Here is a 17,532-nt window from a genome sequence, read left to right on the forward strand (position 1 = left end):
TCACTCGCCTTTCGTCGCCGCGGCCAGCGCCTGGTCGAGGTCGTGGATGATGTCGTCGGGGTCTTCGATGCCGACGCTGATGCGCACCGAGCCGGGCAGCACGCCGGCGTCGACGAGCTGCTGCTCGCTGAGCTGGGCGTGGGTGGTCGAGCCGGGGTGGATCACCAGGGTCTTGGCGTCGCCGATGTTGGCGAGGTGGCTGGCGAGCTCGACCGATTCGATGAAGGTCTTGCCGGCCGGGCGGCCGCCCTTCAGCTCGAAGGTGAAGACCGACCCGGGGCCCTTGGGCAGGTACTTGGCCGCGCGGTCGTGGTGCGGGTGCCCGGGCAGCCCGGCCCAGCGCACCCGCTCGATGCGCGGGTCGGCGTCGAGCCACTCGGCCACCTGACGGGCGTTGTCGACGTGTGCCTGCATGCGGAAGGGCAGCGTCTCGACGCCCTGGGCGAGCAGGAAGGCCGAGTGCGGGGCGAGGGCCGGGCCGATGTCGCGCAGCTGCTCGGCGCGCAGGCGGGTGAGGAAGGCGTACTCGCCGAAGTTGCCCGACCAGTTCAGCCCGCCGTAGCTCGGCACGGGTTGGTCGAAGAGCGGGAACCGCTCGCTGTCCCAGTCGAAGCGGCCGGACTCGACGACGACGCCGCCGAGGGTGGTGCCGTGCCCGCCGAGGAACTTCGTGGCCGAGTGCACGACCACGTCGGCACCCCACTCGATCGGCCGGTTGAGGTAGGGCGTGGCGATGGTCGAGTCGACGATCAGCGGCAGGCCGTGCGCGTGGGCGACGTCGGCCAGGCCCTCGAGGTCGGCGACCTCGCCGGACGGGTTGGCGACCGTCTCGACGAAGAGCAGCTTCGTCTCGGGACGGATCGCGGCGGCGTAGTCCGCCGGGTCGGAGGACTGCACGAAGGTCGTCTCGACACCGAAGCGACGCAGCGTGACGTCGAGCTGGGTGATCGACCCGCCGTAGAGGTTGGCGCTGGCGACGATGTGGTCGCCCGCGCCGGCGAGCGAGGCGAAGGTGACGAACTGGGCGCTGAGCCCGCTCGCCGTGGCGACGGCGCCGAGCCCGCCCTCGAGGCTCGCGACGCGCTCCTCGAAGGAGGCGGTGGTCGGGTTGGCGAGGCGGCTGTAGATGTTGCCGTACTTCTGCAGGGCGAACCGCGCCGCGGCGTCGTCGGTGTCGTCGAACACGAACGCGCTCGTCTGGTAGATGGGCAGCGCCCGCGCTCCCGTCGCCGCGTCGGGGATGTTGCCCGCGTGGATCGCCCGCGTGCGGAAGCCGTACTCACGATCTGCCATGTGTCCACGCTAGCCGTTGGTCGTCACGCGGGGACTCGCCGCGTCACACGGCGGAACAGAACCGGCCCGCGCCTCCTGCCTGGGGACGAGGCGTGGGCACGGCGTGGGCACGGCGTGGACGCGAGGCGACGACGCCGGGGCCTCACTTCCAGCTGGGTATCCAGTAGTGCAGCCGGATGAACTCCCAGTCGGCGAGCTGGGCCGTCCAGAGCGGGTAGAAGAAGACCGTCACGGCCACCGCGACCACGACGACGATCGCCGTCACGCCGATGCCGCTGAGCCGCCGCGACCGGTCGTCGGTGCGCCGACCGAGGACGATGCCGAGCACCGCGGCCAGCCCGAGCACGAGGTAGGGCTCGAACGCGATCGTGTAGAACTGGAACACCGTGCGGTCGGTGAACGCCAGCCACGGCAGGTAGGCCGCGGCGACGCCGACCAGGATGGCCCCGTACCGCCACTCGCGGTACCGGACGACCCGATAGACGAGGTAGAGGCAGGCCGCGACGGCCGCGTACCAGATGAGCGGGTTGGCGACCGAGGTGATGGCCTCGCCGCAGCGTGCCACGTCGCAGCCGCCCTGGCCCTCGTCGAACCCCTGGTAGTACATGCTCGTCGGCCGCAGCATGAGCAGCCAGGTCAGGGGGTTCGCCTGGTACGCGTGGGGCGTGTGCAACCCGACGTTGAACCCGTAGACGCCCGCCTGGTAGTGCCAGAAGTTCTGCACCACGTCGGGCACCCAGGCCAGGGCGCCCGTCCAGCGCGTGCCTCCGTCGGCGACCCAGTCGCGGTAGTAGCCACCCGAGGTGACGAACCAGCCGGTCCAGCTCGCGAGGTAGGCCACGACCGCGATCGGCACGGTGAGCACGAAGCTGACCGGTGCCTGCTTGAAGAGCGTGCCCGACAGCCAGAACTCCACGCCGGCCCGGCGACGCGCGAGCATGTCGACCACGACGGTGTACACGGCGAAGAACGCCAGGAAGTACAGGCCGTTCCACTTGACGGCCGTCGCCAGGCCGCACATGAGCCCGGCCGTCACCAGCCAGGGACGCGCCCACAGGGCGGGGCCCCAGGCGATGTCGCGACCGGCACCGCGCCTCCTCGCCCGCCAGGCCTCGAGCCGCCGGGCGCTCTGCCGGCGGTCCAGCAGCACCGCCCCGAAGGCCAGCAGGCCGAAGAACATCACGAAGTTGTCGAGCAGGGCCACCCGCGACATGACGATGGCGTGCCCGTCGATCGCGAGGAAGAACCCGGCCAGCGTGCCGAGCAGCGTCGAGCGCAGCAGCAGCGAGCCGATCACCGCGACCAGGGCGACCGCGAGGATGCCCACGACGGCCGTGCTGATGCGCCAGCTCGCCGGGTCCTCGGGGCCGACCGCCGCCATGCCGAGGCCGATCAGCCACTTGCCGAGGGGTGGGTGCGCGACGAACGACGGTGCCGCGAGGAACCCGTCGACCCCGCCGGCGGCGAAGGTCGGGTCGTAGTCGGCCGGCCACGACCCCTCGTAGCCCAAGTTGAACAGTGACCAGGCGTCTTTGACGTAGTAGGTCTCGTCGAACACGAGCGTCGCGGGCGAGTTGAGGTGCCACAGCCGCAGCGCGGCGGCGAGCAGCGTGACCGCGAGGGGGCCCGCCCAGGCCCAGACGCGCCTCCTGACCGGGGTGCGCAGGACGCGTCCCCACCAGGCGTCGAGCCGGGTCAGGGGAGCCTCGCGGACGCGAGACGACTCCGGGTCGTCACCGGTCGCTCCGCCGGTCGTCACCGCGGCCGGGGCGCCGGGCAGCGAGGCCGGCTCGCCCGCCACCGGACGGGCAGGAGGCGCGGTGTCGGTCTCGACGAGCGCGTCGAATTCGCGCTCGGCCCCGGTCGTCATCGGGCCATCGTAATTGTGCGCCTCGGTGCCGGGGGACAATGGTCGGGTGATCGTGCTCGCCGCCACCCCCATCGGCAACCTCGGCGACGCCAGCCGACGTCTGGTCGAGACGCTCTCGAACGCCGAGGTCGTCGCCGCGGAGGACACCCGGACGGCCATCCACCTGATGCGCGCCCTGGGCGTCGAGAACCGTCCCCGCCTCATCGCGCTGCACGAGCACAACGAGCGCGAGAAGGCGGGCGAGATCGTCGAGCTGGCCCGCACCACCGACGTGGTCGTGCTGACCGACGCCGGCATGCCCGCCATCAGCGACCCGGGGTTCCCGCTCGTCGAGGCCGCGGCCGCCGCCGGCGTGACGGTGACGACGATCCCGGGCCCGTCGGCCGTGCTCACGGCGCTCGCCGTGTCGGGGCTGCCGACCGACCGCTTCAGCTTCGAGGGCTTCCTGCCGCGCAAGCAGGGCGACCGGCTGCGCGTGCTCGGCGCGCTCGTCGACGAACGCCGCACGATGGTGTTCTTCGAGTCGCCGCACCGCCTGGCCGACTCCCTGGGCGACCTCGTCACGGCCCTCGGGGCGTCGCGTCGCGTCGTCGTCTGCCGCGAGCTGACGAAGCTGCACGAAGAGGTGCGCCGCGGCACCGCGGCCGAGCTCGCCGCCTGGGCCGCCGAGGGCGTCCGCGGTGAGATCTGCGTCGTGGTCGACGGTGCCCCCGAGCGCGTCGTCGACCTCGCGGCCGGGCTCGTGCAGGTGCAGGCGCTCGTCGCCGACGGCACCCGCCTCAAAGAGGCCACCGCCGACGTGGCCGCCGCCACGGGCCTGTCGAGGCGCGACCTCTACCAGGCCGCCCTCGCCGCCCGCCCGCCCCGCGCGTAGGGCGCCGCGCAGAGGGCGCCGCGTACCCCTCGCAGCGCGACGGGTGCAAGCTCGACGCAGGTGCGCGCCCGCCGGAGGCGCGGCCCCCACGATCAGGAGGCACGGCATGAAGGCGGTCCGTTTCGAGCAGTACGGCGACATCGACGAGCTCAAGGTCGAGCAGGTGGCGAAGCCCGAGGCGGGCCCGGGCCAGGTCGTGGTCGCGGTCAAGGCGGCGGGGCTCAACCCCGGCGAGGCGGCCATCCGCGCGGGGCTCATGCACGACGCGTTCCCCGCGGCGTTCCCGTCGGGGCAGGGCACTGACTTCGCCGGCATCGTCGACGAGGTGGGCGCGGGCGTCGACGAGTGGTCGGTCGGTGACGAGGTCGTCGGCTGGGCGAACCGGTCGTCCCACGCCGAGTTCGTCGTCGTCGAGCACGACGAGCTCGTCGCCAAGCCCGAGAACGTGCCGTGGGAGGTCGCGGGCAGCATCAGCGTCACCGGTCCGACGGCCTACGCCGCCCTGCGTGCCGTGCAGGCGACCGAGGGCGACACGGTGGTCGTCTCCGCCGCGGCCGGCGGCGTCGGCGTGATGGTGTCGCAGCTCGCCGTCCTCGGCGGCCTGACCGTGATCGGCACCGCCAGCGAGCGCAACCACGACTTCCTGCGTCAGCTCGGCGTGACGCCGGTCGAGTACGGCGACGGCGTCGTCGACCGCATCCGCGAGGCCGCACCGCGGGGCGTCGACGCCTTCGTCGACTGCTTCGGCCACGGCAACGTCGGCTACGCGCTCGAGCTGGGCGTGACCCCGCAGCGCATCGACACGATCATCGACTTCGCGGCCGCCGAAGAGCACGGCGTGAAGGCCGAGGGCAGCGCCCAGGCCACGAGCCAGGCCGTCCTGTCCGAGCTGCTCGAGTTGATCTCGACGAACAAGATCATGGTGCCGATCGACGGCATCTTCCCCCTCGACGACGTCAAGGACGCCTACCGCGACCTCGAGGACGGCCACGCCCGCGGCAAGTACGTGCTGGGCATGGACGTCGTCGAGTACCCGGGCGAGCACGCGGGCGAGCGGGCGGGCTCCGACGACCGCACCGACGAGCACCCCGCGACCTGACCGGTCGACGCGGCCCGCGCCTCCTCGTCCCCGGCGGTGGACGCAGGAGGCGCGGGTCGCGTCACACCGTCGGTGCCCCCACCTAAGATGGTCACCATGCCCGCCGGCGACTCCTTCTTCATCGCAACGCCCATCTTCTACGTCAACGACGTGCCGCACATCGGCCACGCCTACACCGAGGTCGCAGCCGACGTGCTCGCCCGGTGGCACCGTCAGCGGGGCGACGACGCCTGGTTGCTGACCGGCACCGACGAGCACGGTCAGAAGATCCTCCGCACCGCCACGAGCCACGGCGTCACGCCGCAAGAGTGGGCCGACAAGCTCGTCACCGAGGCCTGGAAGCCCCTCCTCGAGACGGTCGACATCGCCAACGACGACTTCATCCGCACCACCGACGCCCGGCACGAGGCCGGCGTGCAGAAGTTCCTGCAGAAGCTCTACGACGACGGCTTCATCTACCAGGGCGAGTTCGAGGGCTTCTACTGCGTCGGATGCGAAGAGTACAAGCAGCCGAGCGACCTCGTGCCCGGCACCGGCGCCTACGAGGGCGAGCAGGTCTGCGCGATCCACAGCATCCCGGTCGAGGTGCTGCAAGAGAGCAACTACTTCTTCCGCATGAGTGACTTCGAACAGCGCCTGCTCGACCTCTACGAGTCGCAGCCCGACTTCGTGCAGCCCGATTCGGTCCGCAACGAGGTCGTCTCGTTCGTCAAGCAGGGCCTTCGCGACCTCTCGATCTCGCGGCAGAGCTTCGACTGGGGCGTCAAGGTGCCCTGGGACGAGAAGCACGTCGTCTACGTGTGGTTCGACGCCCTGCTGAACTACGTCACCGCGATCGGCTACGGCGTCGACGACGACGAGTTCGAGCGCCGCTGGCCGGCCGTGCAGCTCGTCGGCAAAGACATCGTGCGGTTCCACGCCGTCATCTGGCCCGCCATGCTCATGGCCGCCGGGCTGCCCGTGCCCAAGAACGTCTTCGGTCACGGCTGGCTGCTCGTCGGCGGCGAGAAGATGTCGAAGTCGAAGCTGACCGGCATCGCCCCGCAGCAGATCACCGACGTCTTCGGCGCCGACGCGTTCCGCTACTACTTCATGCGCGCCATCACCTTCGGTCAAGACGGCAACTTCAGCTGGGAAGACATCGCGGCGCGCTACCAGGCCGAGCTGGCCAACGGCTTCGGCAACCTCGCCTCGCGCGTCGTCGCCATGATCACCCGGTACTTCGACGGCGTCGTGCCCGTCGCGGGCGACCTGACCGAGGCCGACCTCGCCGTCCGCGAGACCGAGCTGCGCGTCACCGCCGAGGCCGACGCCGCGATCGACCGGTTCGCCATCAACGAGGCCCTCGCCTCGATCTGGCAGCTCGTCGACCAGCTGAACGGCTACATCACCGAGCAAGAGCCGTGGGCCATCGCGAAAGACGAGTCGCAGCGCGAGCGCCTCGGCACCGTCCTCGCCACGGCCCTCCGGGGCCTCGGCACGCTGACGGTGCTGCTGTCGCCGTTCGTCCCGACGGCCACGCACACCCTGTGGCAGTCCATCGGGCAGGGTGCGCTGACCAGCCAGCCCGTCGACCGGGCCGCCGAGTGGTCGAGCGCCCCCGAGGTCCAGCCGCTCGCCGCCGGGCTCTTCCCCCGCATCGAACAGCCCGAGCCGGCCGCATGAGCGGCGACGCGGCCGGGGTCGGCCCGGCCGGCGGCGGGCCGGCGACGCACGTCCGGCACCGTTCGTCCGGTGGTGACCAGAAGCGCGACCTGACGTACCCCGCGCCTCCCCAGCCGCTCGTCGTCCCGGTCTACGACAACCACACGCACCTCGAGATCGCCGACGGCGTCGGTGACGACGGCAACGGTCCCCTCGACTACCGCGAGCACCTCGACCGGGCCTCGGCCGTCGGGGTGCGCGGCGTGGTCCAGGTCGGCACCGACCTCGAGACCTCCCGCTGGTCCGCCGAGATCGCCAGCCGCGAGCCCCGCGTGCTCGCCTCCGTGGCGATCCACCCGAACGAGGCCCCGGCCCTGGCCGCCGCGGGCACCCTCGACGACGCCCTCGCCGAGATCGACGAGCTCGCGGCCCGCCCCCGCGTGCGCGCCGTCGGCGAGACCGGCCTCGACTTCTTCCGCACCGGCGACGACGGCCGGGCGGCGCAGCTCGAGGCGTTCCGCGGTCACATCGAGATCGCCAAGCGGCACGGCCTCGCCCTGCAGATCCACGACCGCGACGCCCACGACGACGTCGTCGACCTGCTGCTCGAGGTGGGCGCGCCCGAGCGCACGGTCTTCCATTGCTTCAGCGGCGGTCCCGAGCTCGCCGGCATCCTCGCCGAGAACGGTTGGTACGCGTCGTTCGCCGGCACGGTGACCTTCAAGAATGCCCAGCCCCTGCGCGACGCGCTCGTGCAACTGCCGCGCAACCTGATCATGGTCGAGACGGACGCGCCCTACCTGACGCCGGTGCCCTACCGCGGGCGGCCCAACGCCCCGTACCTGATCCCCTTCACGCTGCGCTCGATGGCCGAGACGATCGGCACCGACGTCTCGATGCTCGCCGCCCAGATCTCGTCGACCACCGAGCTGGTCTACGGCACCTGGGACAGCGAGCCCGTGACGGTCGAGGGCTGATGTCGCGCGCCACCCTGCTCGGCCCCGCCGAGATCCGCGACCTCGCCGACCTCCTCGGGGTCCAGCCGACCAAGAAGCTCGGTCAGAACTTCGTCCACGACGCCAACACCGTCCGTCGCATCGTCGCCGCCTCGGGTGTCTCGGCCGGCATGACCGTCGTCGAGATCGGCCCCGGGCTCGGCTCCCTCACCCTGGGGCTGCTCGAGGCGGGCGCCAAGGTGGTCGCCGTCGAGATCGACAAGCGGCTCGCCGAGCAGCTGCCGAAGACCGTCGCGATGCTGCAGCCCGCCGCCGACCTCACCGTCGTGGTCGACGACGCCCTGAGGGTCACGACGCTGCCCGACCAGCCGACCCACCTCGTCGCCAACCTGCCCTACAACGTCAGCGTCCCGGTGCTGCTGCACTTCCTCGAGCACTTCGACGGGCTCGAGCACGGTCTCGTCATGGTCCAGGCCGAGGTCGGCCTGCGGCTCGCCGCCGAGCCGGGGTCGAAGGTCTACGGCGGACCGAGCATCAAGGCGGCCTGGTACGGCGAGTTCCGGGCCGCGGGCCAGGTCAGCCGCCAGGTCTTCTGGCCGGTGCCGAACGTCGACAGCATCCTCGTCGCCTTCGACCGCCAGCAGGCCCGAGGCGACGAGCTCGAGCGTCGGGCGACGTTCGCCCTCGTCGACGCGGCCTTCCAGCAGCGGCGCAAGATGCTCCGCCAGTCGTTGTCGTCGCTCTACGGTTCGTCGTCCGCCGCAGCCGCGGCACTCGAGCGTGCGGGCCTCGCGCCCACCCAGCGGGGTGAGCAGTTGACCGTCGACGACTTCCTCGCCGTCGCCCGGGCCAGCGACGTCGACGCCCTCGCCGGGGCCTCGGTCGCGGCCGTCCTGCACGCCGACGAGGGCGAGGCCGGCTGAGCCGTGCCCCGACGCAAGGACGATCGCCGCGACGTGGCCCGGGGCTCGGCATCCGGGTCGAAGTCGGGCACGGGGTCGGGCTCGGGCGGTGACGATCGAGGGCGCGGCGAGCAGCGGCTCAGCGACGCGCGTCTCGGGTCGGGCACGGGGCGGAGTGCGGCAGAGTGGTTCGCGCGGCTGGACGCCGCGGGGGCGACGCGACTGTCGCACGAACAGATCTCGCGCCTCCTGGTCGACGAGTTCGAGGTCGTGCCCTGGTGGGCCGAGGGCATCACGGTGCGGTACGAGCAAGAACGCGGCGTCGAGCCGCCGGGGCGTCAGCCGGACGGCAGCTACGCGGTCACCGTGGGGCGCAGCCTCCGGGGCGCGCCCCTCGAGTTGCTCGACCTGGCGATCGACCGCTTCTCCGGGTACGCCGGCGGACGGCCCGTCGCCGTGGCCCGGTCGGCGGCCCAGCCGACCGCCGAGTGGGCCCTCGCGCACGGGGACACCCTGCAGCTGCGGGTGGTCCCGACGGCGGGGCCGAAGTGCTCGGTCACGCTGACCCAGGGCAGTCTGCGCCTGCCCGAACGCGTCCAGCCCGTGAAAGAGGGGTTGACGCGGGCCTTCGGCGTCATGGGCGACCGACAGAACTGACTAGGTTGGAACCATGACGTCCGTGGCCGCCCCCACCGTGGTCCACACGCGTGCGCCGGGCAAGATCAACGTCTTCCTCGCCGTCGGCGACCTGCAAGACGACGGGTACCACGACCTGGCGACCGCCTACCAGGCCGTCTCGCTCTACGAAGACGTCCGCGCACGTCACGCCGACGGGTTCACCGTCGGGGTGACCGGCGGTCCGTCCATCGACGTGTCCGGCGTGCCGACCGACGGGTCGAACCTGGCGATCAAGGCCGCCCGCCTGCTGGCCGAGACCACCGGTTACGCCGGGGGCGTCGCGCTGACCATCGACAAGGCCGTCCCCGTCGCCGGCGGCATGGGCGGCGGTTCGGCCGACGCGGCCGCCACCCTGCTCGCCTGCGACACCCTCTGGGGCACCGGCGTGGGCCGCGACGAGCTGCTGCGGCTCTCGGCGCGGCTCGGTGCCGACGTCCCGTTCGCCTTCGCCGGCGGCACCGCGATCGGCACCGGCCGCGGCGACGAGCTCAGCCCCGCCCTGGCCAAGGGGCAGTTCCAGTGGGTGCTCGCCGTCGCCGACGTCGGCCTCTCGACGCCCCGCGTCTACGACGAGCTCGACGCCCACCGCCTGCGCCACCAGGGCGAGATCCGGTCGGTGCGGCACCCCGTCGTCGACGCCGGCGTGCTGCAGGCCCTGCGGGCCGGTGACCCCGGCATGCTGGCCGACGCCATGCACAACGACCTCCAGGCACCCGCACTGCACCTGCAGCCGGGCCTGGCCGAGGTGCTCGAGCTCGGCGAGGGCAACGGCGCCCTGGCCGGCGTCGTCTCGGGCTCGGGCCCGACCGTGGCGTTCCTCGCGCCCGACCTCGACGGCGCCCTCGAGCTGCAGATCGCCCTGAGCGCCGCGCGCCTCACGGTCGTCCGGGCCACGGGCCCGGTGCACGGCGCCCGCGTCGTCACCGACTGACTCCGCCGCGGCCGCGGCCGCGGCCGCGGCCGCGGAGGCTGCTGCTGCCGCCGCCGCAGGCCCCGAGACCCCAGGAAGTCACCGAGACCCCTGCACGCGCAGAGGGGTCTCGGCGCGTTTCCGGGGTCTCGGCGACCCGCGGTGCCCTGCCGGGGTCAGCGCTCGTACTTGAGCACGTTGGTACGGGTCAGGTTCCACTCGTCGGCGACGTGGAAGCCCTTCGCGGCGAGGTCGGCCGTGACGCGCGGCCGCCAGTCCTGCTTGTCGCTCGTGATCAGCCAGACGACGTCGAGGTCGTCGGTGCGGTCGATGACGTCCTCGAGCGGGTGCTGGGTCTCCCACAGCCCCCCGGTCTCGGCCGCGGGCGTCTCGAGGGTGAAGTCGGACATGCCCTCGAACGCGGCGGGGTAGGTGGTCTCGATGATGCGCGAGGTGGCCTTGGGGTGCCGTCGGACCGGACCGAAGACGACGCCCTCGGCGGTGCCGGCCGGTTCGAGTGCACGCTGCTCGGTGACGAGGTCGGCGACCTGGTTCCACGCGGCGCTGTCCTTCGCCTCGGGCTGGCGTTGGCGCTCCCAGGTGGGGGCGGTGAGCACGAGGGCGAGCAGCACCACCAGGGCGATCACGCGTCGCCAGGGCACGGCGGCGACCGCGACGGCCATCATGATCGCCACGGCCGGGGTGCCGAAGGTCAGGTAGCGGGGCGAGTAGAGCGGTTCGGTCACGAGCGAGACGCCGACGAGCCCGATCGTGGGCACGATCATCCACGGCAGGACGACCGCGACGAGTCCGCGGGCCCGCGGCACGAGACCGGCGGCGACGACGACGAGGCTGGCGACCACGAGCATCCAGCCGAACACCGCGAAGCGGTCGTTCTGGTAGAACCACTGCGTCGTGAGCACCTGGTTGATCGTGGCGAAGCTCGGTCGGTCGAGCCAGCCGACCTGCCCGCTCTGCTCGGACGTGAAGTACACCACCGGCAGGCTCGCGAGGCCGGCGACGGCGGCACCGCAGAACCAGCCGACGAACGAACCCCGGGCCCCGTGCGGCCGTCGACCCCCGCTCTGCGGGTGTGCCCCCGACCCGGAGGGCGAGGCACCGAGCCGCTCGGCACGGGCGCGGCGTCGGCGCTCGAGTCGCCACTGCAGCAGCATCGTGACGCCGTGGCCGACCACGACGAAGGCGACGTACAGGAAGAACAACACCGAGACGACGGCGAGGACGGCGTAGCCCACCCACCAGCGGACGGCCGACGCGCGGGTGCGCGTCTCGCCCACGTCGGCGGTGCGCCGTGCCGCCGTGACGAGCACGAGGGTCAGGGCGACGGCGAACATCGCCGAGAACGCGTACGAGCGGCCCTCGCCGCCCATCCACGTCACCCGGGGGATCAGGCAGAACAGCAGGCCGGCCACGACGGCCGTGCGGCGGTCGGCGAGCGTGCGGGCGAGCACCACCGTGAACGCTGCGGCGAGACCCGTGACGAGGGTGCTCGGCACCCTCAGCGCGACGGGCGAGTACGGGAACACGTCGAACCACAGGTGCATGAAGGCGTAGTAGGTGGCGTGGACCAGGTCGACGCTCTGCACCATCTGCCAGAGCTGGCCCCAGCTGCGGGTCGCCGAGACGACCGTCGCCGCCTCGTCGTACCAGACCGACGGCACCCACAGGAAGGCGCCCGAGACGACGGCCGCGAGCACGCCGATCAGCAGGGCGTCGAGATGACGCCAGTGCCGGAGGCGCGCGAGGGTGGTGCCCCGCCCGGTGTCGGGCGTCGCGGATACAGTGGGCGCGGTCGATCGACCGTCGGCCCGGTTCTGGAGGTTCGTCATGTCGTCTCTTCCCCCTCTCGGCGGATCTCGCGCGCGACGCGGTGGTGACGCGCACGCAGTGGCCGCGCGCGGCGGTGGCACGCACGGTGCCGACGTGCGCGACGGTGGACACGGCGGCGACCCCGCCGAGGGCGAGCGCTACTCGCGCAGCGTGCGCCTGCCGGGGTTCGGTCTGGGCTCCCAGGGGCGTCTGGCGACGTCGAGGGTGCTCGTGGTCGGGGCCGGCGGGCTGGGCGCGCCGGTCATCCAATATCTCGCAGCCTCGGGTGTGGGAACCCTGGGAATCGTCGACGACGATGCCGTCGACCTGTCGAACCTACAGCGCCAGGTGCTGTTCCGGCCCGACCAGCTGGGGTTCCCCAAGGCGCGTGCCGCGGCCGACTGGGTGCGTGCCGCGAACCCCGACGTGACCGTCGTCGCCCACCCGTTCCGCCTCGGCGAGCGCACCGTCGACCTGCTCGACGACTACGACCTGGTGGTCGACGGCAGCGACTCCTTCGACACCTGCTACCTCGTCGCGGACGCCGCGGCGGTCCGCGGCCTGCCCGTCGTCTGGGGCAGCGTCAACCGCTGGGACGGCCAGTTCAGCGTGTTCTGGGACGACGCCCCCGACGGCCGGGCGGTCGACTACCGCGATCTGCACCCGGCTCCGCCCGCCTCGGGCTGGGACGAGTCCTGCGCCGACGTCGGCGTGCTGGGGCCGCTCTGCGGCACGGTCGGCACCGGCATGGCGAGCGAGGCGGTCAAGCTGCTGACCGGTCTCGGTGAGCCGCTGCTCGGCCGGGTCGTGACGGTCGACGCCCTGGGCGGCACCTGGCGCGAGAGCCGCCTGGCCCGTGCCCCGCACCGGGCCGAGGCCCGGGCCACGGTGAACGCCGCGCGCCGCGCCTCCTCGTCCTCCGAGTCCGAGTCCTCGACCTCGGGTGCCGAGGGCGCCACCGACGGCGTGACACCCACGGGCCGCCGCGTGGGGCCCGACGTCGACGCCGAACGGCTGGCGGGCCTGCTGGAGGCGCGCGCGGCCGGTGACACCGCCTTCACGTTGCTCGACGTGCGAGAGGTCGACGAGCACGACTTCGCGCACATCCCGGGCGACGTGCTCGCGGCCGGCTACGGGACGCGCACGCGACAGCGGCCCGACCTCGACCCGGCCCAGCCGGTCGTCGTGTACTGCGCCCGGGGTCCGCGGGCCCGGGCGGCCGCCGACCTGCTGGCCGGCGACGGCTTCGAGGTGTCGGTGCTGCACGGGGGCATGCTCGGGTGGCAGCTCGCGCAGGGCGCGCCGGCGCTCGGCTCCTGATCGGTCACGTCACCGAGAGAGGGACGCCTCGGCATCCGATCGGGCCTGGCTCAGCCTCCGGCGAAGGGCGGCATGACGTCGATCACGGCGCCGTCGGGCACGAGTTGCTCGCGGTCGCGAGTGGTCAGGCCGTCGACCAAGAACGAGCAACGCAGCAGCACGTCACGGAAGTCCGCGGCCGAGGTGCCCTCGACGGGCCGGACCTCGGTCAGCAGGCGTCCGACGGTGGGGCGCTCGCCCGCGGGCACCTCGACGCGCTGGTCGTCGCGACCCACGGCCGTGCGGGCGGCCGCGAAGAACCGCAGCGTCGCCGAGACGCCGGTCGCCGAGACGCCGGTCGGCGCGGCGGCGTCGGCCGGGGGGCGCGGGTCGGTCGTGGGGTGGGGGTCGATGGTCGTCACGTCAGCCTCCGATGGCGCTCATGGTGCGTTCGGGTTGCACGAAGTCGGGGTCGTCGATGCCGTGCCCCGAGGGCTTGGCCCACATGGCGCCGCGCCAGGCGTCCGCCAGCTCGTCGTCGCTCGCCCCGCCGCGCAGCAGGTCGCGGAGCCCGGTCTCGCCTCCGCTGAAGAGGCAGCTGCGGATGCCCCCTTCGGCGGTCATGCGCGTGCGACGGCAGTCGGCGCAGAACGGTTCGCTGACCGAGGCGATGATGCCGACGCGGCCGGTCAGCCCGGCGTCGTCACCGCGGCCGACGGCGTCGAACAGTTCGGCGGGCGCGCCGTCGCGCTCGACGTCGGCGGGGCTGAGGTCGAAGCGGGTGGCGATCAGCGAGTGGATGTCGCGAGACGTGACGAAGGAGGCGCGGTCCCAGCTCCGGTCGGCGTCCAGGGGCATCTGCTCGATGAAACGCAGCTCGTGGCCGCCGCGCAGCGCCCAGGCGAGCAGGTCGGGTGCCTCGTGGTCGTTGACGCCCGGCAGCAGCACGGCGTTGATCTTGACCGGGGTGAGGCCGGCCGCGGCCGCGGCGTCGACCCCGGCGAGGACCTTGTCGAGGAACGGCCGTCGCGACACCTTCATGAACGTCTCGGCGTGCAGCGAGTCGAGCGACACGTTGACCCGGTCGAGCCCGGCGTCGGCGAGGGCCTGCGCCCGGTGCGCCAGGCCGATGGCGTTCGTCGTCAGCGAGACCTCGGGTCGCGGCTCGATCGCGGCGACGCGGCGCACGATGTCGATCAGGTCGGCGCGCAGCAGCGGCTCGCCGCCGGTGAACCGCACCTGGCGGACGCCGAGCGACCGCACGCCGATGCCGACCAGCCGCACGATCTCGTCGGCGTCCAGCGCCTGCTCGCGGGGCAGGGCGGGCAGACCCTCGGCCGGCATGCAGTAGGTGCAGCGCAGGTTGCACTTGTCGGTCAGTGAGACGCGCAGGTCGGTCGCGGTGCGGCCGAAGCGGTCGAGCAGTCCCGGTGCGGCATCGCTCGACGGCCGGGGCGGCAGCAGGGCGTCGGCGGAGGCCCTCCCGGGCATGGTGGGCAGTCCGAGCGAGACGGTCATCTGTCGAGGTTAAGCCCGCGGGGCCGTGCGCGCGGTGTCCGTGGCTGGCGACCCGCGCCTCCGTTCGTTCCGTGGCGCACCGTCGCCCGGCCGCGACGGGTCGAGGACGGCGTCGCACCAGCCGACGACCACCGGGTCGTGCGTGGCGACGACGACGGTCGTGCCGGCGTCGCGCAGCGTCGCCAGGGCGGCGAGCGCGAGGCCGCGGGCCCGGTCGTCGAGTGCCGAGGTGGGCTCGTCGGCGACGACCAGGCGGGGCTGCTGCGCGACGAGGCGGGCCAGGCCGACCCGCTGCTGCTCGCCCCCGCTCAGCGGCCCGACGCGGCTGCCCGCCCGGTCGTCGAGGTCGAGCATCGTCAGGGCCCGGTGCACGGCCGCGGCGCGGGCCCGTCGCGAGAGGCCGGCGGGCCGGACGACCCCGACGTTCTGGGTGACGGTCCAATCGGGCACGAGGGTGCCGCGCTGCAGCAGCACGCCGCAGGTGGTGCGGAGGTACGCCCGCAGCCGGGCCCGCCCGAGCGAGGTCACGTCGGTGCCGCCGAACGTCACGCGTCCCTCGTCGGGTGCGCGGAGGCCGGCGAGGCACGCCAGCAGGGTGGACTTGCCGCTGCCGTTCGGCCCGACGACGGCCAGCGTCGAGCCCCGGTCGAGCGTCGTCGAGACGCCCGTCCAGAGCGGGCGTCCGTCCAGGGTGATGCCGAGCCGGTGGACGGCCAGTCGGTCGATGTCGGTCATTCGTCTTCTCTCGGGGTCAGGAGGCGCGGGCGGCGTGCCCACGCGCGTCGCGTCCACGACAGGGTCGCGAATCGCGTGGTGAGGTCGGTCGTCGCCAGGCCCAGGACGAGCAGGGCCGCCGCCGCCGGGGCCAGGGGGATGACCACGAAGGCGGTGGGGACCACCGCGACCGCCACGAGGGCCGCCGTGGCGGTGAGGGCGGCACCGACGGCGAGGTCGGCCGTGGCGGCCCGCCCGGGGCGGCGTCCGGCGAGGGCGAGGGCGTCGGCCAGCGGACGTCGCCGGGCCGCCGTGGCCAGGGCCGTGGTGACGGTGCCGAGCACGAGCACGAGTCCCGTCGTCGAGGCGACCACCACCGCGAGCAGGGTCTCCCGCCGGCTCGCTCGCCGGACCTCCTGCTGATCGTCGGAGACGTTCTTCCAGGCGGAGACCAGCCCGCCGACCCCGGCCCGGGCGAGGTCGCGCTCGACGGCACGGGGGTCGTCGAAGCCGATCCAGCCGTTTGAGGCCGAGACCGCGAGCATCTCGTCGGGCACGAGGTCCAGGGGCAACTCGGCCTCGACTCGGACCGGCACGTCGATGCCGAAGGGGCCCGAGGTGACGGGGCTCACCGGGGGCTCGTCCCCGGGCAGGTCGCGGAAGACGTACCGTCGGGGAGGTCCGGCCTGCCCGTCGACCGCCCAGTGCGTGTCGAGGACGAGGTCCAGCTCGGCCCGCGCCGATTCGCGATCGACGGGCCGGGCGTCGACGCGCACGAGAGGGGTGTCGGGGTCGGTGCCGGCGGTCGTGCGCGGCGGCGCCAGGTGGAGCACCGTGCCGGGGACGATGGTGGGGTCGGCCAGCCGGGCGTGCCCGGTCGCGAGGTGGTGGCGCGCGATCGGGCCGAGCTGCTGCGGGAACTCCTCCTCGGTGGCGCCGGCGACCCCGACCCACATCGACCACCACCGCGAGGCGTCGGGGTCGGCCGCCACCGTCCGTTCGACCTGCCGCGTCGCGTCGTGGGCGGTCGTGGCGACGCCGACGCCCGCGACGACGACCAGGACCAGGCCGACGTGCAGGGCGATCGGCAGCGCCTCGCGACGGAGGGTGTCGAGACGACCGACCGTGGTCGCCACCAGACGCCGTGGCGCGGCGGCGGGCAGCGTGAGCAGGTGGACGGCCAGCACCCCGGCCGTCGTGACGGCGGCGAGGGCAGACCACAGGGGCAGCACCACCTCGGGTCGCCGGTGGTCGGCTACCACGACCCAGGCTCCGAGGACGACGCCGGTGGCCACCAGCAGCACGGCGCCGGTCAGGACGGCGACGGGTGCCAGGTCGCGTCCCCGGGAGCGCCACGAGGGCCAGCCGACCACGGTGCGGAGTGCGGTGGACGCTCGCCGTCGGTGCCCTTGGCGGGCGGCCGTCGCGAGCAGCAGGACGGCGACGCCCACGGCGACGAGTGCGACGGGCCTGCTGCGCAGGACGGCGGGCACCGTCCCGGCCAGGGACTGCCGTGCGTCCTGCGGCGCGAACCCGGCGCCGTCGAGGCGGTCGAGCAGGCTCGTGTAGTCGGCACCCGTGGCGTCGGTCATGTACGAGCCCCGCAGCTCGCGGCCTCTGAGGTCGGCGCCAGGGTGCACGACGTGCGACAACCACGGCGTGACGGGCTGCTCGACGGCACCCCGGAGCGGGTACACGTGCGTCACGGTCTCGGGGGCCCACGGGTCGGCCTCGACGTGGGCGAGGTCGACGCCGAGTTCGTCGGCCACCCGGCCCAGGGTGGCGACGGGGTCGGGGTCGACGGTGGGGGGTGGTACGGCGGCCAGCACGAAGGCGTTGCCGAGGGGGCGCGACCCGAACGCCTCGCTCTCGGCGAGGGCGTGGAGCCCCACGACGGCCGCCGCGGCGACCGCCGCCACGACCCCGAGGGCGGTCGTGACGGCGA

At 73.4% G+C, this 17,532-nt stretch carries 15 protein-coding genes; 8 read left to right on the forward strand and 7 right to left on the reverse strand.

Features of this window, described 5'->3' with window-relative positions:
* A complete protein-coding gene (locus ASG05_RS13485) occupies positions 1-1,293 on the reverse strand; it encodes an O-acetylhomoserine aminocarboxypropyltransferase/cysteine synthase family protein (protein ID WP_056261918.1) in 1,293 nt (430 codons plus the stop codon).
* A 142-nt stretch (positions 1,294-1,435) separates the two neighbouring features.
* Positions 1,436-3,163, reverse strand: coding sequence for a dolichyl-phosphate-mannose--protein mannosyltransferase (locus ASG05_RS13490; protein ID WP_082486803.1), 1,728 nt, complete (start codon positions 3,161-3,163; stop codon positions 1,436-1,438).
* Between the two features lie 46 nt (positions 3,164-3,209).
* On the opposite strand from ASG05_RS13490, the gene rsmI reads away from it, so the two are divergent.
* From rsmI to ASG05_RS13525, 7 genes are all read left to right on the forward strand, one after another.
* On the forward strand, positions 3,210-4,037 hold the full coding sequence (rsmI, locus tag ASG05_RS13495) for a 16S rRNA (cytidine(1402)-2'-O)-methyltransferase (protein ID WP_056261921.1): 828 nt from the start codon (positions 3,210-3,212) through the stop codon (positions 4,035-4,037).
* Positions 4,038-4,143: 106 nt separating this feature from the next.
* Positions 4,144-5,136, forward strand: coding sequence for an NADP-dependent oxidoreductase (locus tag ASG05_RS13500; RefSeq protein WP_082486804.1), 993 nt, complete (start codon positions 4,144-4,146; stop codon positions 5,134-5,136).
* Positions 5,137-5,232: 96 nt separating this feature from the next.
* Entirely contained in the window at positions 5,233-6,801 is a 1,569-nt protein-coding gene (metG, locus tag ASG05_RS13505) for a methionine--tRNA ligase (protein WP_056262967.1), read from the forward strand.
* Positions 6,798-7,757 carry a TatD family hydrolase gene (locus ASG05_RS13510; protein ID WP_056261924.1) on the forward strand — a complete coding sequence of 320 codons (960 nt, stop codon included), beginning with the start codon at positions 6,798-6,800 and terminating at the stop codon, positions 7,755-7,757. Before metG ends, ASG05_RS13510 begins: the two co-directional genes overlap by 4 nt.
* Positions 7,757-8,659: a 16S rRNA (adenine(1518)-N(6)/adenine(1519)-N(6))-dimethyltransferase RsmA gene (gene rsmA / locus ASG05_RS13515; RefSeq protein ID WP_056261926.1), complete on the forward strand. Its 903-nt coding sequence runs from the start codon at positions 7,757-7,759 to the stop codon at positions 8,657-8,659. The genes ASG05_RS13510 and rsmA overlap by 1 nt, the downstream gene beginning before the upstream one ends.
* A 3-nt stretch (positions 8,660-8,662) precedes the next feature.
* Positions 8,663-9,295, forward strand: a complete 633-nt coding sequence (locus tag ASG05_RS13520) for a hypothetical protein (RefSeq protein ID WP_056261930.1) — start codon at positions 8,663-8,665, stop codon at positions 9,293-9,295.
* A 13-nt stretch (positions 9,296-9,308) separates the two neighbouring features.
* Entirely contained in the window at positions 9,309-10,247 is a 939-nt protein-coding gene (locus ASG05_RS13525) for a 4-(cytidine 5'-diphospho)-2-C-methyl-D-erythritol kinase (RefSeq protein ID WP_056261931.1), read from the forward strand.
* Between the two features lie 155 nt (positions 10,248-10,402).
* Here the strand turns inward: ASG05_RS13525 and ASG05_RS13530 are convergent, their stop codons facing one another.
* Positions 10,403-12,076, reverse strand: coding sequence for a glycosyltransferase family 39 protein (locus ASG05_RS13530; RefSeq protein ID WP_056261934.1), 1,674 nt, complete (start codon positions 12,074-12,076; stop codon positions 10,403-10,405).
* A gap of 94 nt (positions 12,077-12,170) precedes the next feature.
* Here ASG05_RS13530 and ASG05_RS13535 point away from each other — a divergent pair, with 94 nt between their 5' ends.
* A complete protein-coding gene (locus ASG05_RS13535; protein WP_235491522.1) occupies positions 12,171-13,376 on the forward strand; it encodes a ThiF family adenylyltransferase in 1,206 nt (401 codons plus the stop codon).
* Between the two features lie 50 nt (positions 13,377-13,426).
* Here ASG05_RS13535 and ASG05_RS13540 read toward each other — a convergent pair whose 3' ends face one another.
* The 4 genes from ASG05_RS13540 to ASG05_RS13555 are packed head-to-tail and all read right to left on the reverse strand — an operon-like array spanning position 13,427 to position 17,506.
* Complete coding sequence (locus tag ASG05_RS13540; protein ID WP_056261940.1) at positions 13,427-13,777, reverse strand: MoaD/ThiS family protein; 351 nt, start codon at positions 13,775-13,777, stop codon at positions 13,427-13,429.
* Between the two features lies 1 nt (position 13,778).
* A complete protein-coding gene (gene moaA / locus ASG05_RS13545; RefSeq protein WP_157490248.1) occupies positions 13,779-14,873 on the reverse strand; it encodes a GTP 3',8-cyclase MoaA in 1,095 nt (364 codons plus the stop codon).
* A 9-nt stretch (positions 14,874-14,882) separates the two neighbouring features.
* Positions 14,883-15,608 (reverse strand): ABC transporter ATP-binding protein, encoded by a 726-nt coding sequence (locus ASG05_RS13550; protein WP_056261942.1) that lies wholly within the window; start codon positions 15,606-15,608, stop codon positions 14,883-14,885.
* On the reverse strand, positions 15,605-17,506 hold the full coding sequence (locus ASG05_RS13555) for a hypothetical protein (RefSeq protein WP_056261945.1): 1,902 nt from the start codon (positions 17,504-17,506) through the stop codon (positions 15,605-15,607). Before ASG05_RS13555 ends, ASG05_RS13550 begins: the two co-directional genes overlap by 4 nt.
* Between the last annotated feature and the right edge of the window lie 26 nt (positions 17,507-17,532).

This window comes from Frigoribacterium sp. Leaf186 (assembly GCF_001423905.1).
In the GTDB taxonomy this organism is placed as follows: Bacteria; Actinomycetota; Actinomycetes; order Actinomycetales; family Microbacteriaceae; genus Frigoribacterium.